Here is a 22,958-nt window from a genome sequence, read left to right as displayed (position 1 = left end):
GTCAATTTCTTGACGCAACTCTTGTGGGACTATCAGCTTGCAACGTACAGAGATAGTCTGGCTCATGGGCTTATTGTAGTTCATCCAGACTTTGGCCGGCAAACCTATATAGAGGAGGGCTTTCCTCCCGACACCAAGCCTGCGGCTATGGTGCGGGCCTCCAGCCCGAAAATTTGGTGAACGCGGATGCGTCCTCTCTTGCGGATGGAGTGAAGGAATTGTCATGAAACCAGCTTGTCGCGCTCGAGGGTCTGCCCCTGCCAAGAGATGGCTTCCGGCTTGGCTGAACCCTCTGGCCAAGTCCCTGTGGGTTGGGCTGTGCTGCCTGGTGCTGAGCCTGGCCAGCGCCTGCGGTACCAGCAGCAGCTCAGTTCCCCCGTCCGGCGGCGGGGCAGGGTTTATCGCCTCGGATCCCAACGTCACCCTCTCCACTCAGCCGCCCGCTTTTACGCTGCAGATTTTGCACGCCAGCGACTTGGAAGCTTCCATTGCCGCCGTTCAGGATGCCCCCCGCTTCTCCGCCGTGGTCAACGCGCTGCGGCCCGCATTTCCCAACACGGTGGTGCTCTCCAGCGGCGACAACTACATTCCCAGCCCCTTCTACAACGCCAGCGCGGATCCCTCGCTGCGGGGCCGGTATGACCGCACCCCTGGCAAAGCCGACATTGAAATCATCAACGCCATCGGCTTCGAGGCGGCTGCCTTTGGCAACCATGAATTTGACCAAGGCACACGCCAAATTCGCGACTTGATCCGACCCGACACCAGCCGCGGCTACGCGGGCGCCCGCTTTCCCTACTTGAGCGCCAACCTCAGCTTCAGCGGCACTGGCGAATTGACCAGCTCTGACTTTGCTGCCGATGGCCAAGAGGCCAGCTCCATCCGCGGCAAGATCGTCAAGACGGCGGTGATTACGGTGGGAGGGCAGCGGATCGGCCTGGTGGGTGCCACCACTACGCGCCTGGCCGCCATCTCTAGCCCTGGCCCTGAGGTGAGGGTGGAAGGCAAAGTGGACGACACCGACCAGGTGAATGCCGCCCTCATCCAGAACTTCGTCAACCAGCTCACCGGCCAGGGCATTAACAAGATCATCCTCCTGGCCCACCTGCAGCAGCTCCAAAACGAGGTAACCCTAGCCAGCCAACTGCGGGATGTGGACATCATCATCGCCGGCGGCTCCCACCGGGTGATCGCCAAGCCCACCGACCGCCTGCGCCCTGAAGATGTGCGCACAGGTGACTACCCCATCCTGCGCTCCTCGGCCAGCGGCCAACCCGTGGCAGTGGTGAACACCGGCGCCAACTACCGCTACGTGGGCCGCTTGGTGGTCGGTTTCGACGCCAACGGGGTGATTGCCCGCATCGATCCGGTGAGCGGCGCCTATGCCACCGACGACCAAGGGGTAGCAGCCGTGCGCGGCACCCCCAACCCCGACGTGGTGCGGATCGCCAACGAGATCGGCAACATCATCCGCACCAAGGATGGCCGCACCTTTGGCTCTACCACCCAATTCCTCAACGGCCTGCGGGCCGAGGTGCGCACCGAGGAAACCAACCTGGGCAACCTCACGGCGGATGCCAATTTGGCCTATGCCAGAACGGTTGACCCCACCACCGTCATCTCCCTCAAAAACGGCGGCGGCATTCGCGCTCCCATTGGAGCTACCACCGGCGGTGGCGGCGGCGAGCCGGTGCGGCGGATCCCTCCGCTGGCCAACCCCGATGCCGGCAAGCAGGCGGGCCAAGTTTCGCAACTGGATATCGAAACTTCCCTTGCCTTTAACAACGGCCTGTCGCTGGTGACGGTTACCGCTGAGGAGCTGAAGCAACTGATGGAACATGGGGTGGCGCAAAGCCAGCCGGGGGCCACGCCGGGCCGTTTCCCGCAGATCGGCGGCTTTGCCTTCAGCTTCGATCCCTCGCGGCCACCGGGATCCCGCGTGGTCTCCTTGCGGGTGGACACGCCCACCGGCCGGGATGTGGTGGTGCGCAACGGCCAGTTGCAAGGGGATCCCCGCCGTACCTTCCGCCTGGTGACGTTGGGCTTTTTGGCCGACGGCGGGGATGACTATCCCTTTCCGCGCCTGTCTAACCCCAACCGGGTGAACTTGGCTCCCAGCTCCGGCAACAGCTTCGATACCCCCGGCAGCGAGCAGGATGCCCTGGCCCGCTACTTGCGGCAGATCGGCGTGTTTACCCAAGCCGACACTCCGGCTGCCCAAGATACCCGCATCCAGAACCTGTCGGTGCGCCAAGATACGGTGCTGCAGGGCTTGTAGGCTGGGCTACTCTCAACCGGTGGATGAAGCCAACCGCCCCTCTCCTCTCTGGGGAGAGGGGATGGTTTTAATGAGGAGCCATTCAGCATTCTCGACCCAATAGAATATGCCACCATAGTGCTGCGGGTAGCGCTAGACACGCCAACGCCCCATGAGCCTGTCAAACCCATCTTCTCTGGCCGCCCCCCCGCTCGCTTCTTGGAGAGTGCAGCCGGATCCCGTCCTCATCCTTGGAGCCGGTCTAATGGGGCGCCTGTTGGCTGCCACCCTGGTCGAGGTCGGGCATTCTGTGCGCATTGTGGAGGCAGCTTCTCCCACTGCCCCTGAGAGCAGCGCGGCCCATCTGGCTGCTGCTATGCTGGCTCCTCTGGCGGAGTCTGCCGTCGCCGAGGCCAGCGTAGTAGCGCAGGGGTACTATGCCCTCTCCCGCTGGCCCGCCCTTCTGGCCAGCCTGCCAGAGCCGGTTTTCTTTCAGCAGGAGGGCACTGTGATCCTTTGGCACCGCCAAGATGCCGGGGAAGCCAAGCGTTTCTCGGCCCTACTGGCTGCTGTAGGGGAACGCCTTCCCCATCTCCCCAAGCCTCAGCAACTAGATGCCCAGGCGCTGGCCGAGCTGGAGCCCTCGCTGGCCGGGCGATTTGGGCAGGGCCTGTATCTTCCCCAGGAGGGCCAACTGGACAACCGCCAACTGCTGGCTGCTTTGCTGGCCAAATTGCGCCAGCACGGGGTGGAGGTGGAGTGGGGCCGCCCCTGGGATCTGGAGCAGGCGCGAGCTTGGCAGGAGCAAACCGGCGGGTGGGTTTTGGACTGCCGCGGCCTGGGATCCCGAAAAGAATGGGGCGGACAGGCACCGCTGCGGGGAGTTAGGGGCGAAGTGGTACGTCTGTATGCCCCGGAAGTATCTTTGCGGCGCCCGACCCGGCTGTTGCACCCCCGCTACCCGATCTACATCGCTCCCAAGCCGGGGCACCTGTTTGTGGTGGGAGCTACCGAAATCGAATCTGAAGATCGCTCGCCGGTGAGTGTCCGCTCGGCTCTGGAGCTGCTCAGCGCCGCCTACGCCGTGCATCCTGCCTTTGCCGAAGCGCGTATCCTGGAGTTAGGCAGCCAATGTCGCCCCACCTTGGCAGATCATCTCCCCGCAGTGGTGGAGCGCTCCCCGCGGCTGTTGCAGATCAACGGCCTCTACCGCCATGGTTTCCTCATCTCCCCCGCCATTCACGATGCCGTTTTGGAGTACCTCCACCACGGCAGTTGCCGCTTGGCGCAGCAGCTTGGGATCCCCTTTCAGGTGCAGGCTGCCCCTCTTGCCGGTGAATCCCTATCGCCATGCGTGTCTTGATCAACCAAAAGCCTTACGATCTGCCGGAGGGCACCACGTTGGCCGAGGCGATAGCCCAGGTGGGGGCCAGCGGCCCTTTTGCGGTGGCGGTTAACTTGGAGTTTGTGCCACGCGACCGCTACGAGCAAACCCGTTTGCAAGAAGGCGACCGGGTGGAGATCGTCGTGCCGGTTGCCGGCGGCTAGTGCCCGATTGCCTCCCCTCAAATCCCGCATTGTTGCCCCTCAGCGATGTCCACTCTTCTTCCTGTCTCCCCTTCAACTCGGGCCGATGAGGATCCCTTGGTGCTCTACGGCCAAGCGCTGCCCAGCCGCCTGCTGCTGGGGACAGCCCGCTATCCTTCGCCGGCTATTTTGGAGCAGGCGGTGGCGCGGGCCCAGCCCTGTTTGTTGACCGTTTCCCTGCGGCGCCAGGGGGCGCTGGGGCCGGAAGCTTCCCAGGGGTTCTGGGCCTTGCTGCAGAAGCTAGGGATCCCGGTTCTGCCCAACACCGCCGGCTGCCACAGCGTGCAGGAGGTAGTCACGACGGCGGAGATGGCGCGGGAGGTGTTCGGCACCGACTGGATCAAGCTAGAGCTGATTGGCGATGACTACACCTTGCAACCGGATCCGGTGCAACTGCCCGCTGCCGCCGCCGAGCTGGTTCGGCGGGGGTTTAAGGTCTTGCCCTACAGCACCGACGACCTGGTGCTGTGCCAGCGGCTCTTGGATGCCGGCTGTGAGGTGGTCATGCCCTGGGCCGCCCCCATCGGCACGGGCAAAGGCCCCCTCAACCCCTACAACTTGCGCCTGCTGCGGGAGCGGATCGAGGCGCCGCTAATTGTGGATGCTGGACTGGGCCTGCCCTCCCACGCCTGCCAGGTGATGGAGTGGGGCTTCGATGGGGTGCTGTTGAATACAGCGGTGGCCCTGGCCCGGGATCCGGTGGCGATGGCCGAGGCCTTTGCGGAAGCGGTGCGCTCAGGCCGCCGGGCCTACTTGGCCGGCGCGATGACGCCTCAAGAAGCAGCTCAGCCCAGCACGCCAGTTCTCGGCACCCCCTTCTGGCACCAGGGTTAACTGCCCTATAACTCAAGCAACAGGCTTTTGCGCCTGGACGACCTGCAGGGCTCCTCCAGCGTGCAGGGTCTGCCGGACGGCTTGCCAGCCCTGCTGCTGCAGGTACTGGGGCAAGTCCAGCTTGAGGAAGTGCCAAGCAGTCTCGGTCTCAAACAGGGCTAGAAACAAAACCAGTCCAGGCCAAAGTAGGGGCTGCCGGGGCGCGTGCAAATCGAGAATTAAAAGCCCTCCCCCCGGTTTGAGCACCCGCCACCCTTCGCGCAGCACCTGTTCCAGATCGGGGAGGGGCAGCTCGTGCAGGGCCAGGCTGGTGTGTACCCAATCAAAGCTGTCGGTGGGGAAGGGCAGATCCTGGGCAAAGGCTTCCACAAATTCGACGTGGGGGAGGCGCTGGCGGGCTGCCGCCAGGGCCTTGGGGGAAGCATCCAGCCCAACGACGTTTTGGCTCAGCTCGGCCAAGATCGGGGTTACCTCAGCGGGGCCACAGCAGAGATCCAACACCCGCTCCTGGGGATGAATCTGGATCCCTTGTAGGGGCAATCGCCGCAATCGCTCGCGGCCCCCCACCGCCAGGGCCGCCGCGCGGCTGATGCTGCGGTAAAGCCAGGGAAAGCGGTAGCTCCAGTCGCGCAGGAAGGTGGCCATAAGCAGGGATCCCTGGGGGGCTTCTTCAACCTACCTGTGAGACGGCTCCCCTGTCTCCTTGCTGCCCCTCACCCCAACCTCTCTCTCGGAGGGAGAGGGGAGTTGGCCTGGCTATTTTTGCCTGAGGTGGAACTTTCTTCTGCTGGCAATCGTCTAGACCAGCAGGTCATCTTGGGCCTTTTCCCCACCCACCTGCTGGTATGACTCAGTTTGAGCTGCCTCCTTCCCCTTCCGCAAGGCCTGGCCGGCACAGCGTGGTTTGGCTGGTGGCTGCTGCCGGGCTGACGGTCTTGCTCTGGCAGTTTCCCTGGGGCAATTACCTCCTCTACCCCTTTACCCTGTTAGCCACCTGGTTTCACGAGATGGGCCATGGCCTGATGGCGCTGCTGTTGGGGGGAGAGTTTCATCGTCTCGAGATCTATCCCGACGGCTCGGGGCTGGCCATCCACAGTGGCCAGCTATTTTTGGGGCGGGTGGGGCGGGCCTTGGTAGCCGCTGCCGGGCCGATGGGGCCGCCGCTAGCCGGGGCCCTGTTCATCCTCACCTCCCGCCGCCGCGGCACAGCTCGGCTGGGGCTGGTGTTTTTGGGATCCCTGTTGTTGCTCTCGACGCTGCTCTGGGTGCGCTCTCCCTTTGGCCTGTTGTTCCTCCCGGCCATGGGTTTGGGCATCCTGGCAGTAGCTCGCTGGGCTTCTCCTTGGCTGCGGGGCTTTGCCTTGCAGTTTTTGGGGGTGCAAGCCTGTGTGAGCACCTACCACCAACTCGACTACCTGTTTGTGGAGTCTGCGGTGATTAACGGGCGGCTGGTCCTCTCGGATTCCAGCCAGATTGCCCAAAACCTGTTTTTGCCCTACTGGTTTTGGGGAGGGGTGATGGCGGTGTTCTCTTTGGTCTTGCTGATCACCAGCTTGCAACTGGCCTTTCGCGACTAGGGGGCAAAACCGCAATTTTGGAAGTGATTCCTGTCACCTAAAAATCCGTCGCCCATCACTGCCCAGCCGCAAAAACCGCCGCTACAGTAGGGGGCATGAGGAGTGAGGAGTGTGGGAGCGGATTATGTGGCGAGATGTTATCGGACTGGCCCTGGCGGCCACGCTGTTGTTGATTAGCAAAACGGCGGCTGATACCCTCGGCCAGAACCAAGAGCCAACTCATTCTGTTCCGCTGCAAGACAAGCTGCTGGAATAAAGTTGTGCCGCTGCTGTCCCAAGCCGTTATCTCGTTGCCGCTTTGTGCAACACTCATCCTCAGAGAATCTTTAGAGTCTTTTCATTAGGCTTGGGATCCCAATGCGCATAGCCCTGTTTACGGAGACGTTTCTGCCCAAGGTGGATGGCATCGTCACGCGGCTTTGCCACACAGTGCGCCATCTAACGGCTCGCGGCAACTCGGTGCTTATCGTCGCGCCTCAGGGAGCCCCCAGGCGGTTTGCGCGGGCACGGGTCTACGGGATCCCGGGCTTCCCCTTGCCTTTGTACCCGGAGTTGAAGCTGGCTGCCCCTGGCCCGGCCATCGGCAAGCTGCTCAACCGTTTTCGACCGGATGTGATCCACGTGGTCAACCCGGCAGTTTTGGGGTTGGGGGGCCTCTACTACAGCCAGACGATGGGGATCCCGCTGGTGGCCTCCTACCACACCCATTTGCCAAAGTACCTCAAGCACTACGGGCTGGGTTTCCTAGAGGGGGTGTTGTGGAGCCTCCTCAAGCTGGGACACAATTTGGCGCGGCTCAACCTCTGCACCTCGACGGCCATGATGCAGGAGTTGAGCGCCCACGGCATCGAGCGGGTACACCTGTGGCAGCGGGGGGTGGATACGGAGCTGTTTCACCCGCAGGCTGCTAGCCCAGAGATGCGGGCCCGCCTCACGGCAGGGCAGCCGGAGCGACCCCTGTTGCTCTACGTGGGGCGGCTCTCAGCAGAAAAAGAGGTGGGGCGGATCCGGGTGTTGCTGGAGCAGATCCCGCAAGCGCGGCTGGCCATTGTGGGCGACGGGCCGGAGCGGGGATCCCTGGAGCAACATTTTGCCGGCTACGATGTGGTGTTTACGGGCTACTTGCAGGGGCAAGACCTGGCAGCGGCCTTTGCTTCCGCGGATCTGTTCGTGTTCCCCTCCCGTACCGAGACGCTGGGGCTGGTCTTGTTGGAGGCCATGGCTGCCGGCTGTCCGGTGATCGCCCCCCGCTGCGGCGGCATTACCGATGTGGTGGACAGCGGCCGCAACGGCTTTCTCTTCGAGCCGGACTCCGACAGCGACTTTGTTCGGGCCACGCGGCAGCTGTTGGACAGCGCCGGGCAGCGGCAGCTCTTCCGGCAGCAGGCCCGCCAAGAGGCTGAGCGCTGGAGTTGGTCGGCAGCCACGCAGCAGTTGGAGGAGTACTACCGCGCCGTCATCGCCGAGTCGGGATCCAGGCTGCGGAAATGACGTTCCAGGACACCTAGGGTGGAGTCCACTTAGGCAGAGACGGGCCGATCCCCTTCAATAGCCCGCACCTGGTCGACGAAGAATTCTTCCAAAGATTGCCGCTGCAGATGCAAATCGGTCACCACCGCCCCCGCCTGGCTTAGAAGCGTTAGCAGCTCCGGCAGGGATCCGCCCCATTCCCCCGACCAGTGGGATCCCTGGATGGAGAAGTGCTCGAGGCGGTCGCGGAACTGGTCGATGGCGCCGCCGTGCCCTTGCACGTGGTAGCTTTTGCTTTGGCCCAGCAGCTCGTCCAACGTCCCCTGCTGCACCAATTTGCCGCCGACCATGAGGCCGACGCGGTTGCAGATCACCTCCACATCTCCCAAGATGTGGCTGTTGAAGAACACCGTTTTGCCCTGTTGCTTGAGGGACAAGATGATCTCGCGCATCTGGTAGCGGCCCATGGGATCCAGCCCCGACATCGGCTCGTCTAGGAACACCAGCTCCGGGTCGTTGATCAGGGCTTGGGCCATGCCGGTGCGCTGCAGCATGCCCTTGGAGTAGGTGCGCAGTTGCTTTTTGCGGGCCGTATCGATAGAAAGCCCCACCAGCTCCAGCAGTTGCGGGATCCGCTCCTTGAGGAGGCTATCGGACAGGCGAAAGACCTTGCCGGCAAAATAGAGAAACTCCCATGCCGTCAGGTAATCGTAAAAATAGGGGTTCTCCGGCAGATATCCCACCCGCTGCTTAATGGAGCGATCCCCCAGAGGCTTGCCCAGGAGCGTGCCCCTGCCGCTGGTGGGCTCCACAATCCCTAGCAGGCATTTGATCGTGGTGGTTTTGCCGGCCCCATTCGGCCCCAACAGCCCAAAAGTTTCGCCGCGGGCTACCGTTAGAGAAAAATCCTTCAGGGGGCTGACCACCTTGTTTAGCCAAAAGCCGGTGCGATAGGTTTTGGTCAGGCCGGAGATGGCAATGGCCGGTTCGGGATGGAGGTCAGTCGCTTCAGGGGAGGGGGCAACCGTCTCGCTCATAGAGAGAAAGCCGGGGCTGAGAAAAGAACCAGGGCGAACCCTGGGGGATGCTGGGCCGCTATCCAGTTTACCCTGTCCCAGCTACTGGTTTGGTTGCAGTTTCCTAGAAGGGCCTCTTGACCTTGGGTTGTTTAACCTTCAGCTCGCGAATCCGTTTCAACATCTTTTGGAAATACTCAGCCAGGTAGTCTTCAAGGGAGGTCAGGGAAGCCAGTTCAATGCCCAAGGCTTCGCACACAGGCGTCATGTCGGCATACATCGGCTCTTTGGCGGCAATTACCTCCACAAACGCCAGCCGGTCGGCAATGTTCCAGCTCCACTGAAAAAACTGGGCCACCCTGCGCGCTCCCCGCAAGACCCCCAGTGGTATGGTTCGAACCTTGGCCTTTTTGCCGGAAAGCTGCTCACAGAGAGCGATGACCTCTTGGGAAGTCCAGGCCTTGGGTCCCACCAAGGGAAAGACCTGCTGCTTGGCGGCTTCGACGCTGAGGGCTCGCACGGCAAATCGAGCTGCATCTAGGGTGTCGAGGTAGGCCGTGGGGATGCTCTCGCTGGCTACCCAAACAATTTGCTCTTCCAAAATCGGGATGGCGTACTGGCCGATCAATCCCTGCATAAAGCCCGCCGGACGAAAGATGGTGTAGGGCATCTGGGATCCGATCAAGTATTTCTCGATGTGGTGCTTGAAATTCATCAGGGGCACATTAGGGTACTCGTGCTGAGCACCCATGATGGAGAAAAAGATAAAATGCCCCACTTGGGCAGCCCGTGCCGCATTGATCAGAGCAACTTTGCCATCCCAATCCACCTGGCGGGCGCTGAGGGTGTCGGTTACTCGCACCGTGGCACAGTCGATCACCGCCTCGACGCCTTCCATCGCCGCTCGGAGCGTGCTGGGCTGCAGTAGGTTCCCCACCTTGAGGTGAGCCCCCCACTCGCTCAAGAAAGCAGCCTTGGCTGGGTTCCGCACCAGACAGGTAACCTGATGCCCCTCTTCGATGGCCCGCCGCACCACCTGACGGCCCAGCGTTCCCGTTGCCCCCACAACCAGCACGTTCATAAAATTATCATTTCTTAACCTTAGGCTTAGTCTATCAGACGGATGCAGCTCCTAACACAAGAGGATAGCTTGGTAGCCCCGTACTTTAGTGCGGAGCGGAAAAGCCCTTGAGCCACTTTAGTTGCTTCTTGACAGCGCCTTCGCGAGTCCATTTTGGGCTGCGTAAGAATCCCCTGGGTGGGAGTGTCAAAACTTGACCTGAGCAGTGGCAAACAAATAGGGATCCCCGCGGCGCCGCAGGGATCCCTGGTTATGGCTCAGTCTGCCGCCGAGAGAGTGTCTAGCCAGCCAGCTCGTTCATGCGTTGCGCCAAAGTGAAGTCCAGTTCCGTAATGCCCCCGGCATCGTGGGTGGTGAGATCCACCCGCACGCGGTTGTACACATTGGTCCACTCGGGGTGGTGCCCCATGCTCTCGGCTACCAAAGCCACACTGCTCATCCAGCCAAAAGCTTCCACAAAAGAGCGAAATTGAAATTGGCGATGCAGCTTCCCATCCTGCAAGGACCAACCCGGCAGGCTTTCCAGCTTGGTCTGGATCTCAGCCTCGCTGAGTTTGACAGGTCTGGACATGGGCGTTCCCTCCAGTCGTTGCCACCGCTTTCATCAAAAAATCACCTGAGGGCGGATCCCGGCTTCTTTACAAAACTTCGTAGTCTTCCGGTTCCTGCGAGGCAGCAGCAGGGCCAAGGGGTTTGTACAGCCAGTAGCCTTGCACAGTAAAGTGGGCCTGCCTGTAAAAGTTGAGGGCAGCTTGGTTGTGGCGGTAAACCTGCAAGGTAATGGCCGCTAACTGCTGCTGGGATCCCCAGCGTTCCACCTGTTGCATCAAAGCTTTGCCCAGTCCGCGCCGCCGGTGGGCAGGATCCACCCAGAGCAAAAAGATATAGGCCACTCGCCGATGGGTGGCTTGATCGGTGGAAACGCCGGCCCAGACACCGCCCACCGGCTCCCCTGTTGCTTCCTTGAGGATCCACCAGCAGGGGGTACGGGGAGGGTCGAAGAGGCGATCCAACGTCGCTTCCAGATGATCCCAGTGCCTTTGCTCGGGGAAAGATTCCTGCAAGGTGGCCTGCAATCCCCGCCGCACCCAGGGCCGATCCCAGGCGGAGCCAAGGCGCCAGCGGTAGCCAGCAGGCAAAGGGATCTCCGGTTCAGCCATCCTCAGCCATTCGCGGAAAAAAGAGCGGCAAGGCCCACCGCTGCTGCCTCCTCGATCGGGGCCGGCTGAGCCATATCTTCTGGCAGAAACGAGCGAATGCTCACCACCACCAGAGTGAATAGAAACACCAGCAGGATGAAGGCGGGAAAGATATACTGCCGTAGGATGTTCATATTTCTACACCTTAGCTCCTACAGTATAGTGCAAGTCGGGATGCGAGCGCGAAGAGGCTTCTCCAGGCCAGCCGCTGTTAGACTGGTGTAGCCATAGCTTTTGCGGGCAACTCCTCCGTCCGATGTCCTCCGCACCCTCTGAGCCCAATCCGGAAAACTTGCCTGTCTTGGGGCAGAAGGTACAGGCCAAGCTGCGCGCTCTGGCAACCCTGCCTGGCCTTGGCGAGAAAGGGATCCGGCTCCTGCTGCGGGTTGCTCAAGCCGACCCGGAGTGGAAAGTGCGGGCAAGAGCCTACGAAGTGTTGCCTCTTTAGAAAGAGGCGATCCTGCCCGATGGTTCGGTCTGGTCTTCCGACAAGCCCTCCTGAGCTGGCCTAACTCCAGCAACAGCTCAATCCACCTGGCTGCGGGTTTCTCTTTCAGGGCAGGGAAGAGCTACAGGTCTTGAGCCTAAAATACGCCTATCCCCTGCTGTGGAGATCCTTGGCTTCTTCAATGGACCCCACTGACCCGACCATGCTGCCTGTGCGCCCCCGAGAAACCGTTTCCATGTTCACCCGCGACGGGATCCAACTGGACGCGGATGTCTATCGCCCCGAAGGGGAGGGGAGCTACCCGGTCTTGCTGATGCGGCAACCCTACGGGCGGGCCATTGCCTCGACGGTAGTATACGCCCATCCGCGCTGGTATGCGGCCCACGGGTACATCGTGGTCGTCCAGGATGTGCGGGGGCGGGGCACGTCCAAGGGATCCTTCTACCCTTTCCGCCACGAAGCCGAGGACGGGTTCGACGCCGTCAACTGGGCGGCCGCTTTGCCGGGGAGCAACGGTGTGGTGGGTATGTACGGCTTTTCTTACCAAGGCATGACCCAACTGTATGCCGCCTCCACCCGTCCCAGCGCCCTGAAGGCCATCTGCCCAGCCATGCTGCCCTACGATCTCTACGCCGATGCCGCCTATCCGGGGGGAGCCTTCGCTTTCTACAACAACCTCAGTTGGGCCCTGCAACTGGAAGCTGAGGGGGCGCGCCTGCGCGGCGATGCCAACGCTTACCAGGCCCTTTTCAAGGCCTCCCGCAACCTGCCCCTTTACGATCCCATCCCCCTCAAGCCAGGCGTGCTGCAGCAATATGCGCCCCAGTCCTATTACTTTGACTGGCTGGAGCACAGCGAGCCCGACGACTACTGGCGCCAGCTCTCCCCCCGTCTGGAAGCGGTGGATCTGCCGATGTTGCACATTGGCGGCTGGTTCGACAGCTACCTAACCGGCAGCCTGCGCCTTTACAAGGAAATAAGCGCCCGCAGCCAAAACCCTCAGTACCTGGTTGTCGGGCCCTGGGCCCACCTGCCTTGGGGGCGCAAAGTGGGGGCGCTGGACTTTGGCCCCGAGGCCGTCAGCCCCATCGATCGGCTGCAGGTGCGCTGGTTCGACCAGTTCCTCAAAGGCAAAGACACAGGGATCCTCCAAGAGCCGCCGGTACGCCTGTTCGAGATGGGATCCAACCGCTGGCGCAGCTTTGAGGCCTGGCCCACGCCGGAGCCGAAGGTTTTCTACCTGCACAGCAGCGGCCTGGCCGCCCTTTCTGAAGCAGAGGGATCCCTTCGCCCAGAGCCCCCACCAAAGCAGCAGTCGGATACTTTTGTTCACGATCCCTGGCGACCCGTGCCGGCCCTAGGAGGCCACCTCATCCATCCCGCCGGGCCGCAGGAGCGCTCTGCCCTCGACTGCCGCGCCGATGTTCTCACCTACACCACCTCTCCCCTGGCAACCGACCTCGTCCTGGCAGGGGACATTCTCGTGGAAGTGTATGTGGAAGCCGACAGCCCCAGTTTCGATCTCTGCGCCGTGCTCTCGGTGGTGAGGCCGGAGGGCCAGGTGTATAACTTTTCCCAGGGCTACCGCCGGCTGCGGGATCCCCAGCCCAAGGCCCCCATTGGGATCCCTTGCCAGCCCACCTGCATCCGCATTCCCCGCGGCCACGCCCTGCGCCTCAGCCTTAGCGCGGCCTGTTTCCCGGCCTACCCCGTTAACACAGGCACGGGGATGCGAGAAGAGCGGCTCATCGAGGCCCGCATTCTCACCCTCGCTCTTCACAGCGGCAGCGACACCCCCTCGCGGCTGCATCTGCCCATTGTCGAGGGGAGTTAGGGGGAGTGACAGTTTAAGACAACACAGCTTCTCATCCCTTCGCAACTCCTCCTCACAAACAGACATCAAACGTTAGGATAGAAGCAAGCAGGGCAAGGGAACCCCATGTTGCAAGACCCGAAGTTGATCCGGCACTATCAGGCTTTGACCGACGCGCTGGTGGACAGTTGGCATCGCGGCTATCGGCGCACTGACGAGCTGCGCCTGCTGGTGGATGGCTACCTGCTGGCCCTGCGAACTGGCAAGCAATTGCAGCCTTTTGAGATCTACCGCCTTGAAGACGAGGTCAACCGCTTCCTCTACGACCCCTCCAACTTCGTGGAGCCGGAACTGGAGCGGGAGACCGAGGCGATGCGGGGCTATTGATATTGCTTATTGATATTGCATAGAGAGGGGCCGGGGGTGAGGGATCGAACACCGGCAGAGGCCTGGTAGGCTGGGGTCAGTGCTGTTCCTCACTCCAGTCCTATGGCGGTTTGGGATACGCTGGCAACTTCTCGGCGTCCGGCCCTGCTGGGATCCGGCTTGGGCTTGGGGATAGCCTTGACCCTTGGGTATGGGCTGTTCGGCTACCACGTCTTGCAGGTTGGCATCTGGTTGTTGAGCATCCTGTTGGTGGGGTTGTACGTGGCCCAGTTTCCCCCAGCTCAGCCCCCTTGGGATCCGACGCGGCTGCGCTGGCGCCAGGAGTTGCTGCACCTGGGGCTATTGGCGTTGGTTTTTGCTCCCATCTACCTCTACGACCTGGCCAACATCCCCTTTCAGATCAACACCGACGAGATTGTCATCACCTCCATGGCCCGGCGGGCTTCAGCGGTACGCTACCCCGATATCTTTGGGCTGATGCCAGAGTACTTCTATTTTCCCCGCTTTATGTTCAGCCTCTTTGGCGGCCTGACGCGGCTGATGGGGGGAGTCACGCTGGTGAATGTGCGCACGGTGCATGCCACCTTCGGGGTTGTCACCATTCTGGTGGCCTACGGGTTTTTTCGGTCGTTCTGGAACCCCCGGCTGGCCTTGGCGGCGGCGGCCCTCCTGGGATCCAACCACGCTCTGCTGGGCATCAGCCGCATGGCGATGCGGGAGAACCTGATTGTGCTGGTGGAGTGTGCGGCCCTGGCCTTGATCTTAAAGGGCGTGCGGGAAAAGAATCCCCTGCTTTTGTATTTGGGGGGAGGGGCAGCGGGTTTCTCCCTCTACGGCTATCTGCCGGGGCGGGTGGTGATCTTGCTGGGGTTGCTGTTTGGCGGCCTCTACCTGCTCCTGGGCCGGGAGGATCTGCAAGGAGAAAACAAGCAGGCCAACCCCTTCTGGACTTTGGCCAAGCTGACGGTGCCGGCGGCGCTGGGGTTTTTCCTGGTGGCTGCGCCCATTCTGGTGGCCACTGCCACTGCTCCGCCAGTGAGCGCCGAGTATGCCCGCCAGCAATTTCTCTTTTTCCCAGAAGGGCGGGCGCTGCAGCAGATGTGGGTGAATGCCGCTACGCCAGCCGAGGCGGTGTGGCGCAACATCCGCAACGGCCTAAGTATGTTCAACGACCCCAGCCAGCACGACCGGGGCTATATCTATCCCAACTACGGCCATGCCTTTGTAGATCCCCTGACAGGGGTCTTGATCTGGCTGGGGCTGGGATCCGGGCTCTACCGCCTTCTCAAAGGGCGCAGCCAACCCCACGACTGGCTCTGCCTGGGCAGCTTCCTGTTTCTCTACCTGCTCTTTAGCTTGGCCATCACCAAAGCCCCCAACTACACTCGCCTGCTGGTGATCCTGCCCTTTGTAGCCTACCTAACCCTGGAAGGGATCCAGGCGCTGGCTGCTCTCCTGGGACGTTGGGGATCCCGGGCAAGAGGTTGGCTGCCGGCAGCGGCGATGGCGGGGGCGGTCCTGTTGATCGGGGGATGGAACTTGGCCATTTTTGGGGATTTTGTCCACAAGGGCTGGACCCAGGGCAACGATGTGGGGGCCACCGGGCGCTATGTGGCAGCTCGCCAAATGGATCCCGACTACCGCTTCTATCTGGCGGCTAGCACTGCCTACCCCTATTTCAGCTGGGGGGAACCCCACTATTGGCAAAGTTGGATCCAATTTTTTGCCGGACGGGAACAAAAGGTAGCGGTGTTTTCCCCTGAGGTGTTGCCCATCCAGGCGCTGGAGCCACCGTTTACCCTGTTCATGAACGAGTGGGTATGGGATCAGCAGGGGGCAGAGCTGCAACGGCGCTTTCCCAAGGGGCAGTTGCATCGGATCCCTGCCGAGCGGGGGCTATGGGCCTTTGAGGTGGCGGATCCCTAGAGCTCCCCCCCTGGTTTGGCCAACCCACTGTTCGCGGGACGGAGTCCTTTCGCGTCAGCGGGACGGAGTCCTTTCTTTTTACCAGGCTAAAAGTAGCTGAAAGCACACTATGCAGATCCAGAGCCGCCAACAGTAGAAGAAGTAGAAGAAGATGATAGCGTTCCAGGGATCCCAGACGTGCGTTGTGATGCCTACGACCCGGGCGAGGGGTTTTACGACGAGCTGTTTTTGGGGCGTAACCAGCCCCGTCCTGAGGCGATCCCGCTGATTGAGCGCATTCATTCTCTGGAAGAAGGGGAACTGCAGCAGCGGCAAGCGGCGGCGCAGGCGGCCCTCTTTCAAATGGGGGTGACCTTCAACGTCTATGGCGATAGCCAGGGCACGGAGCGAATTTTCCCCTTTGACATCATTCCCCGCATCGTCTCGGCTTCCGAGTGGCAGCGGCTGGAGAAGGGTCTCAAGCAGCGCATCCACGCCCTCAACCTGTTCATCGACGATGTCTATCACGACCAGAAGATCCTTAAGGATGGGGTGATCCCTGCCGAGCTGATCGAAACGGCCAAGGGATTTCTGCGGCCCTGTGTGGGGCTCAACCCACCGGGGAGAATTTGGTGCCACGTCACCGGCACCGACCTGGTGCGGGATCGGGACGGAACTTGGTACGTGCTGGAAGATAACCTGCGCTGTCCGTCGGGAATCTCTTATGTGCTGGAAAATCGGCGGGTGATGAAAAGCACCTTTCCCTCCCTGTTCAACACCATGGGGATCCGCCCGGTGGACGATTACCCCAGCCACTTGTTGGATACTCTGCTTAACCTGGTGCCGCACCTAGCCAATCCAACGGTGGTGGTGCTCACCCCCGGCATCTACAACTCCGCCTACTTCGAGCATTCTTTCCTCGCCCAGCAGATGGGGGTGGAGCTGGTGGAAGGGCGGGATCTGGTGGTGGCCGATGGCTATTTGCAAATGCGCACCACCAAAGGGCTGCAGCGGGTGGATGTGATCTACCGCCGCATCGACGATGACTTCATCGATCCCCTTGCTTTTCGCCCTGATTCCCTCTTGGGGGTACCCGGCCTGTTTGAGGTTTATCGGTCAGGGCGGCTGGCGATTGCCAACGCTTTGGGAACGGGGGTGGCGGACGACAAGGTGATCTACGCCTATGTGCCCCAGATGATCCGCTACTATCTGGGAGAGGAAGCCATTTTGCCCAACGTGCCCACCTACCTCTGCTGGGATCCCAAGGATCAGGCGTATGTGCTGGAGAACCTCGACAAGCTGGTGGTGAAGGCAGCCAACGAGTCGGGTGGCTACGGCATGTTGATGGGATCCCAGGCCACACCGGAAGAGCGGGCTGCTTTTGCCGAGAAAATCCGCGCCCAACCGCGCAACTACATCGCCCAACCCACCCTGTGCCTTTCTCGCGTGCCCACCTTGGTGGATCGGGGAGAAGGCCCCCGTCTAGAACCCTGTCATGTGGACTTGCGGCCCTATATCCTCTACGGCAAAGAGATCTACGTTCACCCAGGGGGGCTGACCCGCGTCGCCCTCAAGAAGGGATCCCTGGTGGTGAACTCCTCCCAGGGGGGCGGCAGCAAAGATACCTGGGTGCTCTGCGCGGATCCCGGCTGTTGAGAGACGGCTGGCAAAATAGGCTCAAAGTCGCTTGCCCGAACCTCTGCTCCACCGACCAAAGCGGCTGGCATGTTGAAGCGCCAGATCCACGTAGTGCTGAGCGTGAAGGCGCAGTTGCTCGACCTCTTCCTCGGTGAGGGTGCGGATAGCCTTGGCTGGGATCCCCGCCGCCAAAGAGTGGGGTGGCACAGACCGGGTGACCACTGCTCCAGCTCCCACCATGCTGCCCGCCCCGATGGTGACCCCGCTCAAGAGAACGGCCCCAATCCCGATCAGACATCCCCCCTCGATGTGGGCACTGTGGATGACCGCTCGATGGCCTATGGTCACTTCCTCGCCAATCAGGGTCGGCTGTCCGGGATCCCCGTGCAGAATGGCTCCATCTTGGATATTGCTGCGGCGGCCAATCACAATGGGCGAGAGATCCCCCCGCAAGATGGCCCCGTACCAGATGCTCACCGCTTCCGAAAGATGGACATCGCCGATCAGTGTGACATTGGCGGCAATAAAGGCTGCCTGGTCGATCCCTCTCGGCTGCTGCTCTAACCCCACTTTCCAAACGCCCTTGGCAACGGCTTCCATTTCCCCAATCCTACTGCTACCGGGGGTGCGGCAATTCCAGACCTGCCCCAGCGCTCCGCGCCGCCTCCAGTCCCAGAAAAAGAGAGGAGCCAGGGATCCAGAAAATCAACCCGTCCCTTTGCTCCTGTTTCACCATTGTCAATCCATTGCACAATAGCAATGAGATATAAGCAACACATTTGGCTCATTGTCGATAGCTGTGGAAGCGTTCGTTAGATTAATTTCTAACTCTTGTAGGAGAGGGGCTAGGGGTGAGGGATTTTAGCTAAGCCTGCCGTTGCAGCAGGGGAGAGGATTCAGACGGTTGCAAGGGGCGAATGGCAAAGAAAGTTTCGTAGATACAATCGCCAACGTGGTTCATTTGTAGCTGCAATTTGTCGAGAAACTCATGTAAGCCCTGCTCCATAATGTCGTCGATGGTTAGGTAGTCCAGCTCAGAACGCAGGCGGCCCAAAGCTCGCTCGCTGGGATCCCGCCAGGTATCGGCTGGGGTGCCGGTGATCTGGTGCAGGGATCGATCCGCGTGAATAAGACAAAACTGAATAGAGCGGGGAAATTGCCGATCCAAAATCAGGAAAGAGGCCACCTCCCTGGGATTGATGCGGTGTTGGCGGCTGTGTTTCCGATACATTTCATAAGCACTGGCCGACTTCAGCAAGGCGATCCACTGCAGCTCATCCAAAGCCGTGCCCACGTACTGCAGAGAGGGCAGCAAGATAAAATACTTAACGTCCAAAATGCGCGCCGTTTTGTCTGCCCGCTCCAAAAGACGGCCAATCTGGCCAAAGTGCCAACCTTCCCCGTGGGTCATGGTGGCATCCATCACCCCGGCGAATAGGTGACTGGCCAGCTTCACTTCCGTGAAAAAATCGTGGAGCTGACTCAGGTGGGGGCCTTGCTGAGCTGCTTCTTTGACCATCAAATAAAAGCGGTTGACCCGCTCCCACATTTCTGAAGAAATGACCTCCCGCACAGAACGGGCATTTTCTCGCGCCAGCCGCAAACAGGAAAGGATGGAGTTGGGGTAATCCCTATCAAAAGCCAGGAACTGGATGACCGTTTCTTGGGTCGCCTGGCCATAGCGTTGGTAAAACAGCTCCTGATCCCCGGTGGTGTAGACGATGGGATCCCACTGCTGGGCGGGACCGCTGGGCAAGTCTAGGATGAGGTTGAGATTGACATCGATGAAGCGGGCGATGTTCTCGGCGCGCTCCACGTAGCGGTTGAGCCAGTAGATGGAATCGGCCACGCGACTCAGCATGCTGTTACCTCCTCTGGAGTTTCTTGTCTCTGCGCTCCGTTCAAATTCAACAAACGAAGCAGCCGCCGCACCTTCACCAGCAGCACCCCCGTCAGGCCGGTCAAGATCCACCCCATCCACTCGGCTGCAGTACCCAGATAGCGCACCTGCACGCGATGATCCCCCGGCGGGATCCGCACCTGCAACAGCCCCAGTCCATTGTGCTCGGCAGATGTGAGGCGACCATCCACCTGTACCCGCCAAGCGGGGTAGTAAAACGTGCGCAGGACTACCCATTGATCCTGATTGGTGGGGTTAACGGCCCAAAAACGACGGTAGCCATAGCGCCACTGCTCCACTTCCAACAGTGGCTCCAGATTGCCTTGCTCTTGTCCAAAATCCACTACGTCCCCCTGCCACCGCAGCAGCGGATCCACCTCTGGGGGCGGCATGGGCAGGGTTGCTTGGCGAGGTCGGTACTCCAGCGCATCCACCAGCGCCAACCCATCGGGAAAGCGCCAGTGCAGGTGCAAAAAAGCAATGCCCGGCCGCTCTTGCGGCTCGTGGGGGAACTGCTTGGCCGCAGCTAGCTCTTGAAAGGTTTGGACAAGCTGCAGATCGAAGCCGGCTTTGGACATCAGTTGCAAGCCCTGCCAGGTTTGTACTCCCATGGCCAGGCCGATCCCCACCAGCAAAAGGAGCTGCAGGCGCTTGTGCCCCCATCCCCACCCAGCTAAGGATCCCAATAGCCAAGGCACGGTTACTGCCGTCACCGCCATCCAGCGCCAGGAAAACTGGATGCGCCGCAGCGGCAAAACCCACTCGTAGAGCCCAGCCAGCAGATCCGTCATCATCAGCAACGCCACCAGGCTGGCTCCCAGGCTGTAGAGCAGGGTGGCTTTGGCAAGAGGGAATTCGTCAGCTCCGCTTCCCTGCAAGAGCAACGTCCCCTCTGTTCGGCGGGCCAGCCACTCCAGAAAAACCAGGAGCCCCGCCCCCACCAGAACCGCTGCCATCCAGACCCAGTACCCCACCAGGTTGCTCTCAAACCAGTGCTCTGTCCAGCGCGGCTGAAGCTGCATGAGCCCGCTCAGCATCAGGCGATGGTGGGGCGTGTACTCTTCGGCAAAGTTGACAAAGTCCACCTGGACATGGCGCTGATCCCAAAAGGCCGGCAACAGATAAAAAGCAGCCCACCCCAGCCCCAGCCCAAATCCTAGGTAGCAGCGTCCCACCCTGGGCCAGAAGGGATCCCTTCCCCCCAACACCCAAGGCAGGGGCAGCCAAATCAAGGTAAACACCAGCAACGTGGGCAGATGAGAGAGCGTCAGCAACCCATAGCTCAGCGCCAAAACCGCAACCGGCCCAATGGACTGGGGCCGGCAGATCGTCTGCAGCGAGGCCCAGAAAATCCAGGGCAGGATTGCAATGGCCCACACTTCTCCAATTGCCCCCCGTTGGTAGATGTCTACCAACCAATAGGGGCCGGCCATGCTCAGCAGGGCCAAGCCCAGCGCCAAAGCCCAAGGAAGCACTTGCCGCAGCAGGACGTACAGCCCCAGCCCGAAGACTGCCATCGCCAGGCCCATGCTGGCCACCAAGGATCCAGGCATATCCAGCCCCAGCAGGCGAAACGGCAAAGGGGCCACCATGCATAGAGGTGGATAGAAGGCAAAGGTGGGGTTGCCGTAGCCGAAGTTGGAATACTCCAGCCAGCGGGGGTAAAACTGCCCGCCGAAAAACTGCCGCTGATACTGAAAGGCCCAACTGAGGTTGAAGTGGGTGGAATGAGTGATGGGGTAGCCCCGCTGCAGCATCGGCCAGAGCAGGGCCAGCACTCCAGTTAGCAGCGCAAGCCCGACCAGCAGCTTCGGTTGGCGTAACGCTTTCATCCTCACTTCTGGACTAGGCGTTGCCTACCTCCCTCTTTGCCAGGAATTAATAGCGAATCCAGGCATAGGCGGCATCGGAGAGCACCGGCACCTCGGCATAGTGGCCGCGAACGTTCTGCACCCAAGCGTAGACGGTGATGGCGATCACGCCCAGAAGTGCGGTGGTGGCCAAAATGCTGACAAGTGCTGCCAGGCCGAGGTTGCCAAAGAGCATAGCAAACACCTGCATCAACACTTGCACCAAGAACAGGGCAATGTTGAGCAACAGCGCCTGCATGGTGTTGAAGCGAACAAAGTGGGCGACACGGCTGTTGCGGACTAAAAATAGCAGGGCGAGAAATATCCCCACCCCCAACCAGCCTGTGGCCAGGGGCAGCAAGCGCAGCAGTGGACTAAAAATGGGGATCAAACCTGGCAGAGATTGAAACAAACCCGAGGGCACAAAGCCGAAGGGCAGGGCCGATACCAAAGGCAGAAGGTAGGGAAGGGATCCCCACAGCCGATTGATGGGAGTGATGTCGCCGCGCCAGGTCATGTCTCGAGCCCCTCAGTTCAGTGCAGTAGTGCTGGAGTCTGCTTGTTGGTGCGCTTTCAGAATTTCTTTAAACGGCACCTAAGCTTTGCGCTTATTGTAGTCGATGAAGTTGGCCGGCTCAACGCGCCTAGCCCCAAGCTGGCCTCCGCTTTCGAGTGAGGGGGAAACTGTTCAAGATGAGCATCTTGCAGGATTGGGGTTGATATAATCGACGGCAACTCCCACCCACAGTGATTTTTGGCCTCCGCCATGAAGATTTCGCCATCTCTCGCTGCCCGCCTCTTGGGAGCTGTTCTCTGGCAAGCTTGGTCTGTGCTTGTCGGCTTTTTCAACGACCGCCTGTTGCCGGAGCGCTGCCACGTTCGGCCCGAAGCTCTGCCGGAGTGGATGGCTCAGGTGTGGGCCGGCTATCTGCGCTATCGCAAAGCCTCTCGTCCGGGAGCGATTCAGTTTCGCGGCTTGACGGTGGATCCCGGCCAAGAGGGATCCTCAGCTCACCTTGTTGGGGCTGGCCCGCTCCGCTACCGTGGCTGCCCTCTGGAGACAGTTGCCCGGGATGCCGTCCAACCCTTTGGCAAAACCCCTTTTGTGCCCCCCTACCAGCGGCTGCTCAATACGCTGCGCTTGAAGTTGAGCCTGGCCGATGTCGATAGCTATTCGGTCACGCCGGCCCTACAGCGGGTTTACCGCGGCCAAGAGTTGTAAACTACCCGGCTCCGACTGCCCCCCGTATACGGGGGGCAGGGGGATGTAGGGTGGCCGGTTTACAGCAGCCCCCAATAATGCAATGACATAGGCGCTACGCTTCGCTGACGCTAATGCTGCGTTGTAGTCTGCATCCCCTTCCCAACTGCAAGCCGGGTTGACACAACGGAAGCGTTTCCCTTCCCGTTGCCCGATCCACAGGCACTGGTGGCAAATCTGCGAGGTATAGGCAGGCGGCACCACCACAACCGTGACCCCGGCCCGCAGCGCCTTGTAGTGCACAAACTGCCTCAGCTGGTAGAACGCCCAACTATTCGACCGCCGACGCTCCGTTTTGCTCCGTGGCGGTTGGTTGACACGCTCTCCGATTCCAGTTAGGTCTTCCAAGGCAATCGTGCTATTGGTCGCCTTTGCCCTGGAAACAATAGCCTTGCAGATGCAGGGATTGACCCAGGTTTGCAAGCGTCTCTCCTGACCAGACAGCTGTTGCAAGAGTTGGCGGCATCTACGCCGACTAGACCTTGTGCCCTGACTGGCTTTGCATGGGAGCACCGCTCGCAACCAGGATCAACGGCTGTCCATTCCAGGGATCTCCCTCTGAGGTATGGGCAATATCTCTCCTCCCCAAGTCCACCCCAATCGCCTTAGCCGCGGTTTGCAGCTCCGGCGGTTGCGTTTCCACACAAATCGTAGTAAGAACCCTCTTTGCGTTTGACAAGGTGGCCGATTGGGGATTGGTGCCGGCCAGCATCCCTCGTTGATAGTTGCCGATGG

Annotated in this window: 24 protein-coding genes and 1 pseudogene; 14 read left to right on the top strand and 11 right to left on the bottom strand. The window is 60.8% G+C overall.

Annotation, left to right across the window (positions count from 1 at the left end; genetic code table 11):
- From NW848_RS00960 to NW848_RS00940, 5 genes are all read left to right on the top strand, one after another.
- Positions 1 to 180: hypothetical protein (locus NW848_RS00960; protein WP_414510349.1), on the top strand; the 180-nt coding region annotated here is incomplete at its 5' end.
- A 43-nt stretch (positions 181 to 223) separates the two neighbouring features.
- Positions 224 to 2,278, top strand: coding sequence for a bifunctional metallophosphatase/5'-nucleotidase (locus NW848_RS00955; protein ID WP_414403026.1), 2,055 nt, complete (start codon positions 224 to 226; stop codon positions 2,276 to 2,278).
- 151 nt (positions 2,279 to 2,429) lie between these two features.
- The gene (locus NW848_RS00950) at positions 2,430 to 3,620 is read left to right on the top strand and encodes an FAD-dependent oxidoreductase (protein ID WP_071813508.1); all 1,191 of its coding nucleotides are present in this window, start codon (positions 2,430 to 2,432) and stop codon (positions 3,618 to 3,620) included.
- Positions 3,608 to 3,805: a sulfur carrier protein ThiS gene (gene thiS / locus NW848_RS00945; RefSeq protein WP_011429935.1), complete on the top strand. Its 198-nt coding sequence runs from the start codon at positions 3,608 to 3,610 to the stop codon at positions 3,803 to 3,805. The genes NW848_RS00950 and thiS overlap by 13 nt, the downstream gene beginning before the upstream one ends.
- 45 nt (positions 3,806 to 3,850) lie before the next feature.
- Positions 3,851 to 4,678 (top strand): thiazole synthase, encoded by an 828-nt coding sequence (locus NW848_RS00940; RefSeq protein ID WP_041438213.1) that lies wholly within the window; start codon positions 3,851 to 3,853, stop codon positions 4,676 to 4,678.
- 12 nt (positions 4,679 to 4,690) lie between these two features.
- Here NW848_RS00940 and NW848_RS00935 read toward each other — a convergent pair whose 3' ends face one another.
- The gene (locus NW848_RS00935; RefSeq protein WP_011429933.1) at positions 4,691 to 5,323 is read right to left on the bottom strand and encodes a class I SAM-dependent methyltransferase; all 633 of its coding nucleotides are present in this window, start codon (positions 5,321 to 5,323) and stop codon (positions 4,691 to 4,693) included.
- Between the two features lie 200 nt (positions 5,324 to 5,523).
- Between NW848_RS00935 and NW848_RS00930 the strand changes: the two genes are divergently transcribed.
- The 3 genes from NW848_RS00930 to NW848_RS00920 all read left to right on the top strand — a co-directional run bounded on the left by NW848_RS00930 (position 5,524) and on the right by NW848_RS00920 (position 7,746).
- Entirely contained in the window at positions 5,524 to 6,255 is a 732-nt protein-coding gene (locus NW848_RS00930) for a M50 family metallopeptidase (protein ID WP_011429931.1), read from the top strand.
- A gap of 124 nt (positions 6,256 to 6,379) precedes the next feature.
- Entirely contained in the window at positions 6,380 to 6,511 is a 132-nt protein-coding gene (locus NW848_RS00925; RefSeq protein WP_011429930.1) for a hypothetical protein, read from the top strand.
- Between the two features lie 101 nt (positions 6,512 to 6,612).
- Positions 6,613 to 7,746, top strand: a complete 1,134-nt coding sequence (locus tag NW848_RS00920) for a glycosyltransferase family 4 protein (RefSeq protein WP_011429929.1) — start codon at positions 6,613 to 6,615, stop codon at positions 7,744 to 7,746.
- Positions 7,747 to 7,775: 29 nt separating this feature from the next.
- On the opposite strand, the gene NW848_RS00915 is transcribed toward NW848_RS00920, so the two are convergent.
- The 5 genes from NW848_RS00915 to NW848_RS00895 all read right to left on the bottom strand — a co-directional run bounded on the left by NW848_RS00915 (position 7,776) and on the right by NW848_RS00895 (position 11,155).
- The gene (locus NW848_RS00915; protein WP_011429928.1) at positions 7,776 to 8,762 is read right to left on the bottom strand and encodes an ABC transporter ATP-binding protein; all 987 of its coding nucleotides are present in this window, start codon (positions 8,760 to 8,762) and stop codon (positions 7,776 to 7,778) included.
- A 103-nt stretch (positions 8,763 to 8,865) separates the two neighbouring features.
- Positions 8,866 to 9,822, bottom strand: a complete 957-nt coding sequence (locus NW848_RS00910; protein ID WP_011429927.1) for an NAD(P)H-binding protein — start codon at positions 9,820 to 9,822, stop codon at positions 8,866 to 8,868.
- Between the two features lie 280 nt (positions 9,823 to 10,102).
- The gene (locus NW848_RS00905) at positions 10,103 to 10,393 is read right to left on the bottom strand and encodes a 4a-hydroxytetrahydrobiopterin dehydratase (RefSeq protein WP_011429926.1); all 291 of its coding nucleotides are present in this window, start codon (positions 10,391 to 10,393) and stop codon (positions 10,103 to 10,105) included.
- 67 nt (positions 10,394 to 10,460) lie between these two features.
- On the bottom strand, positions 10,461 to 10,982 hold the full coding sequence (locus NW848_RS00900) for a GNAT family N-acetyltransferase (RefSeq protein WP_011429925.1): 522 nt from the start codon (positions 10,980 to 10,982) through the stop codon (positions 10,461 to 10,463).
- 2 nt (positions 10,983 to 10,984) lie between these two features.
- A complete protein-coding gene (locus NW848_RS00895; protein WP_011429924.1) occupies positions 10,985 to 11,155 on the bottom strand; it encodes a hypothetical protein in 171 nt (56 codons plus the stop codon).
- Positions 11,156 to 11,277: 122 nt separating this feature from the next.
- On the opposite strand from NW848_RS00895, the gene NW848_RS00890 reads away from it, so the two are divergent.
- From NW848_RS00890 to NW848_RS00870, 5 genes are all read left to right on the top strand, one after another.
- The gene (locus tag NW848_RS00890; protein ID WP_011429923.1) at positions 11,278 to 11,469 is read left to right on the top strand and encodes a hypothetical protein; all 192 of its coding nucleotides are present in this window, start codon (positions 11,278 to 11,280) and stop codon (positions 11,467 to 11,469) included.
- Positions 11,470 to 11,638: 169 nt separating this feature from the next.
- Positions 11,639 to 13,303: a CocE/NonD family hydrolase gene (locus tag NW848_RS00885; RefSeq protein WP_414402116.1), complete on the top strand. Its 1,665-nt coding sequence runs from the start codon at positions 11,639 to 11,641 to the stop codon at positions 13,301 to 13,303.
- 105 nt (positions 13,304 to 13,408) lie between these two features.
- On the top strand, positions 13,409 to 13,669 hold the full coding sequence (locus NW848_RS00880) for a DUF6761 family protein (RefSeq protein WP_011429921.1): 261 nt from the start codon (positions 13,409 to 13,411) through the stop codon (positions 13,667 to 13,669).
- Positions 13,670 to 13,771: 102 nt separating this feature from the next.
- Positions 13,772 to 15,595 (top strand): glycosyltransferase family 39 protein, encoded by a 1,824-nt coding sequence (locus NW848_RS00875; protein ID WP_414402774.1) that lies wholly within the window; start codon positions 13,772 to 13,774, stop codon positions 15,593 to 15,595.
- A 177-nt stretch (positions 15,596 to 15,772) separates the two neighbouring features.
- Complete coding sequence (locus NW848_RS00870) at positions 15,773 to 17,230, top strand: circularly permuted type 2 ATP-grasp protein (RefSeq protein ID WP_414402773.1); 1,458 nt, start codon at positions 15,773 to 15,775, stop codon at positions 17,228 to 17,230.
- A 21-nt stretch (positions 17,231 to 17,251) separates the two neighbouring features.
- On the opposite strand, the gene NW848_RS00865 is transcribed toward NW848_RS00870, so the two are convergent.
- The 4 genes from NW848_RS00865 to NW848_RS00850 all read right to left on the bottom strand — a co-directional run bounded on the left by NW848_RS00865 (position 17,252) and on the right by NW848_RS00850 (position 21,479).
- Entirely contained in the window at positions 17,252 to 17,812 is a 561-nt protein-coding gene (locus NW848_RS00865; RefSeq protein WP_414402772.1) for a gamma carbonic anhydrase family protein, read from the bottom strand.
- 265 nt (positions 17,813 to 18,077) lie between these two features.
- Positions 18,078 to 19,073: an alpha-E domain-containing protein gene (locus tag NW848_RS00860; RefSeq protein ID WP_414375235.1), complete on the bottom strand. Its 996-nt coding sequence runs from the start codon at positions 19,071 to 19,073 to the stop codon at positions 18,078 to 18,080.
- On the bottom strand, positions 19,067 to 20,944 hold the full coding sequence (locus NW848_RS00855; RefSeq protein WP_414508341.1) for a hypothetical protein: 1,878 nt from the start codon (positions 20,942 to 20,944) through the stop codon (positions 19,067 to 19,069). Before NW848_RS00855 ends, NW848_RS00860 begins: the two co-directional genes overlap by 7 nt.
- A 46-nt stretch (positions 20,945 to 20,990) precedes the next feature.
- On the bottom strand, positions 20,991 to 21,479 hold the full coding sequence (locus tag NW848_RS00850; RefSeq protein ID WP_011429915.1) for a Tic20 family protein: 489 nt from the start codon (positions 21,477 to 21,479) through the stop codon (positions 20,991 to 20,993).
- A 249-nt stretch (positions 21,480 to 21,728) separates the two neighbouring features.
- Between NW848_RS00850 and NW848_RS00845 the strand changes: the two genes are divergently transcribed.
- Complete coding sequence (locus NW848_RS00845) at positions 21,729 to 22,184, top strand: hypothetical protein (RefSeq protein ID WP_240530479.1); 456 nt, start codon at positions 21,729 to 21,731, stop codon at positions 22,182 to 22,184.
- On the opposite strand, the pseudogene NW848_RS00840 reads toward NW848_RS00845, so the two are convergent.
- Positions 22,152 to 22,958: pseudogene (locus NW848_RS00840) on the bottom strand (RNA-guided endonuclease TnpB family protein); the annotation flags it as partial. The gene NW848_RS00845 and the pseudogene NW848_RS00840 sit on opposite strands and share 33 nt — an antisense overlap.

The sequence above is a fragment of the Synechococcus sp. RC10A2 genome, from assembly GCF_047502605.1.
The sequence above is the reverse complement of the archived record's forward strand: the minus strand, read 5'-3'. Positions and strand labels throughout refer to the sequence as shown.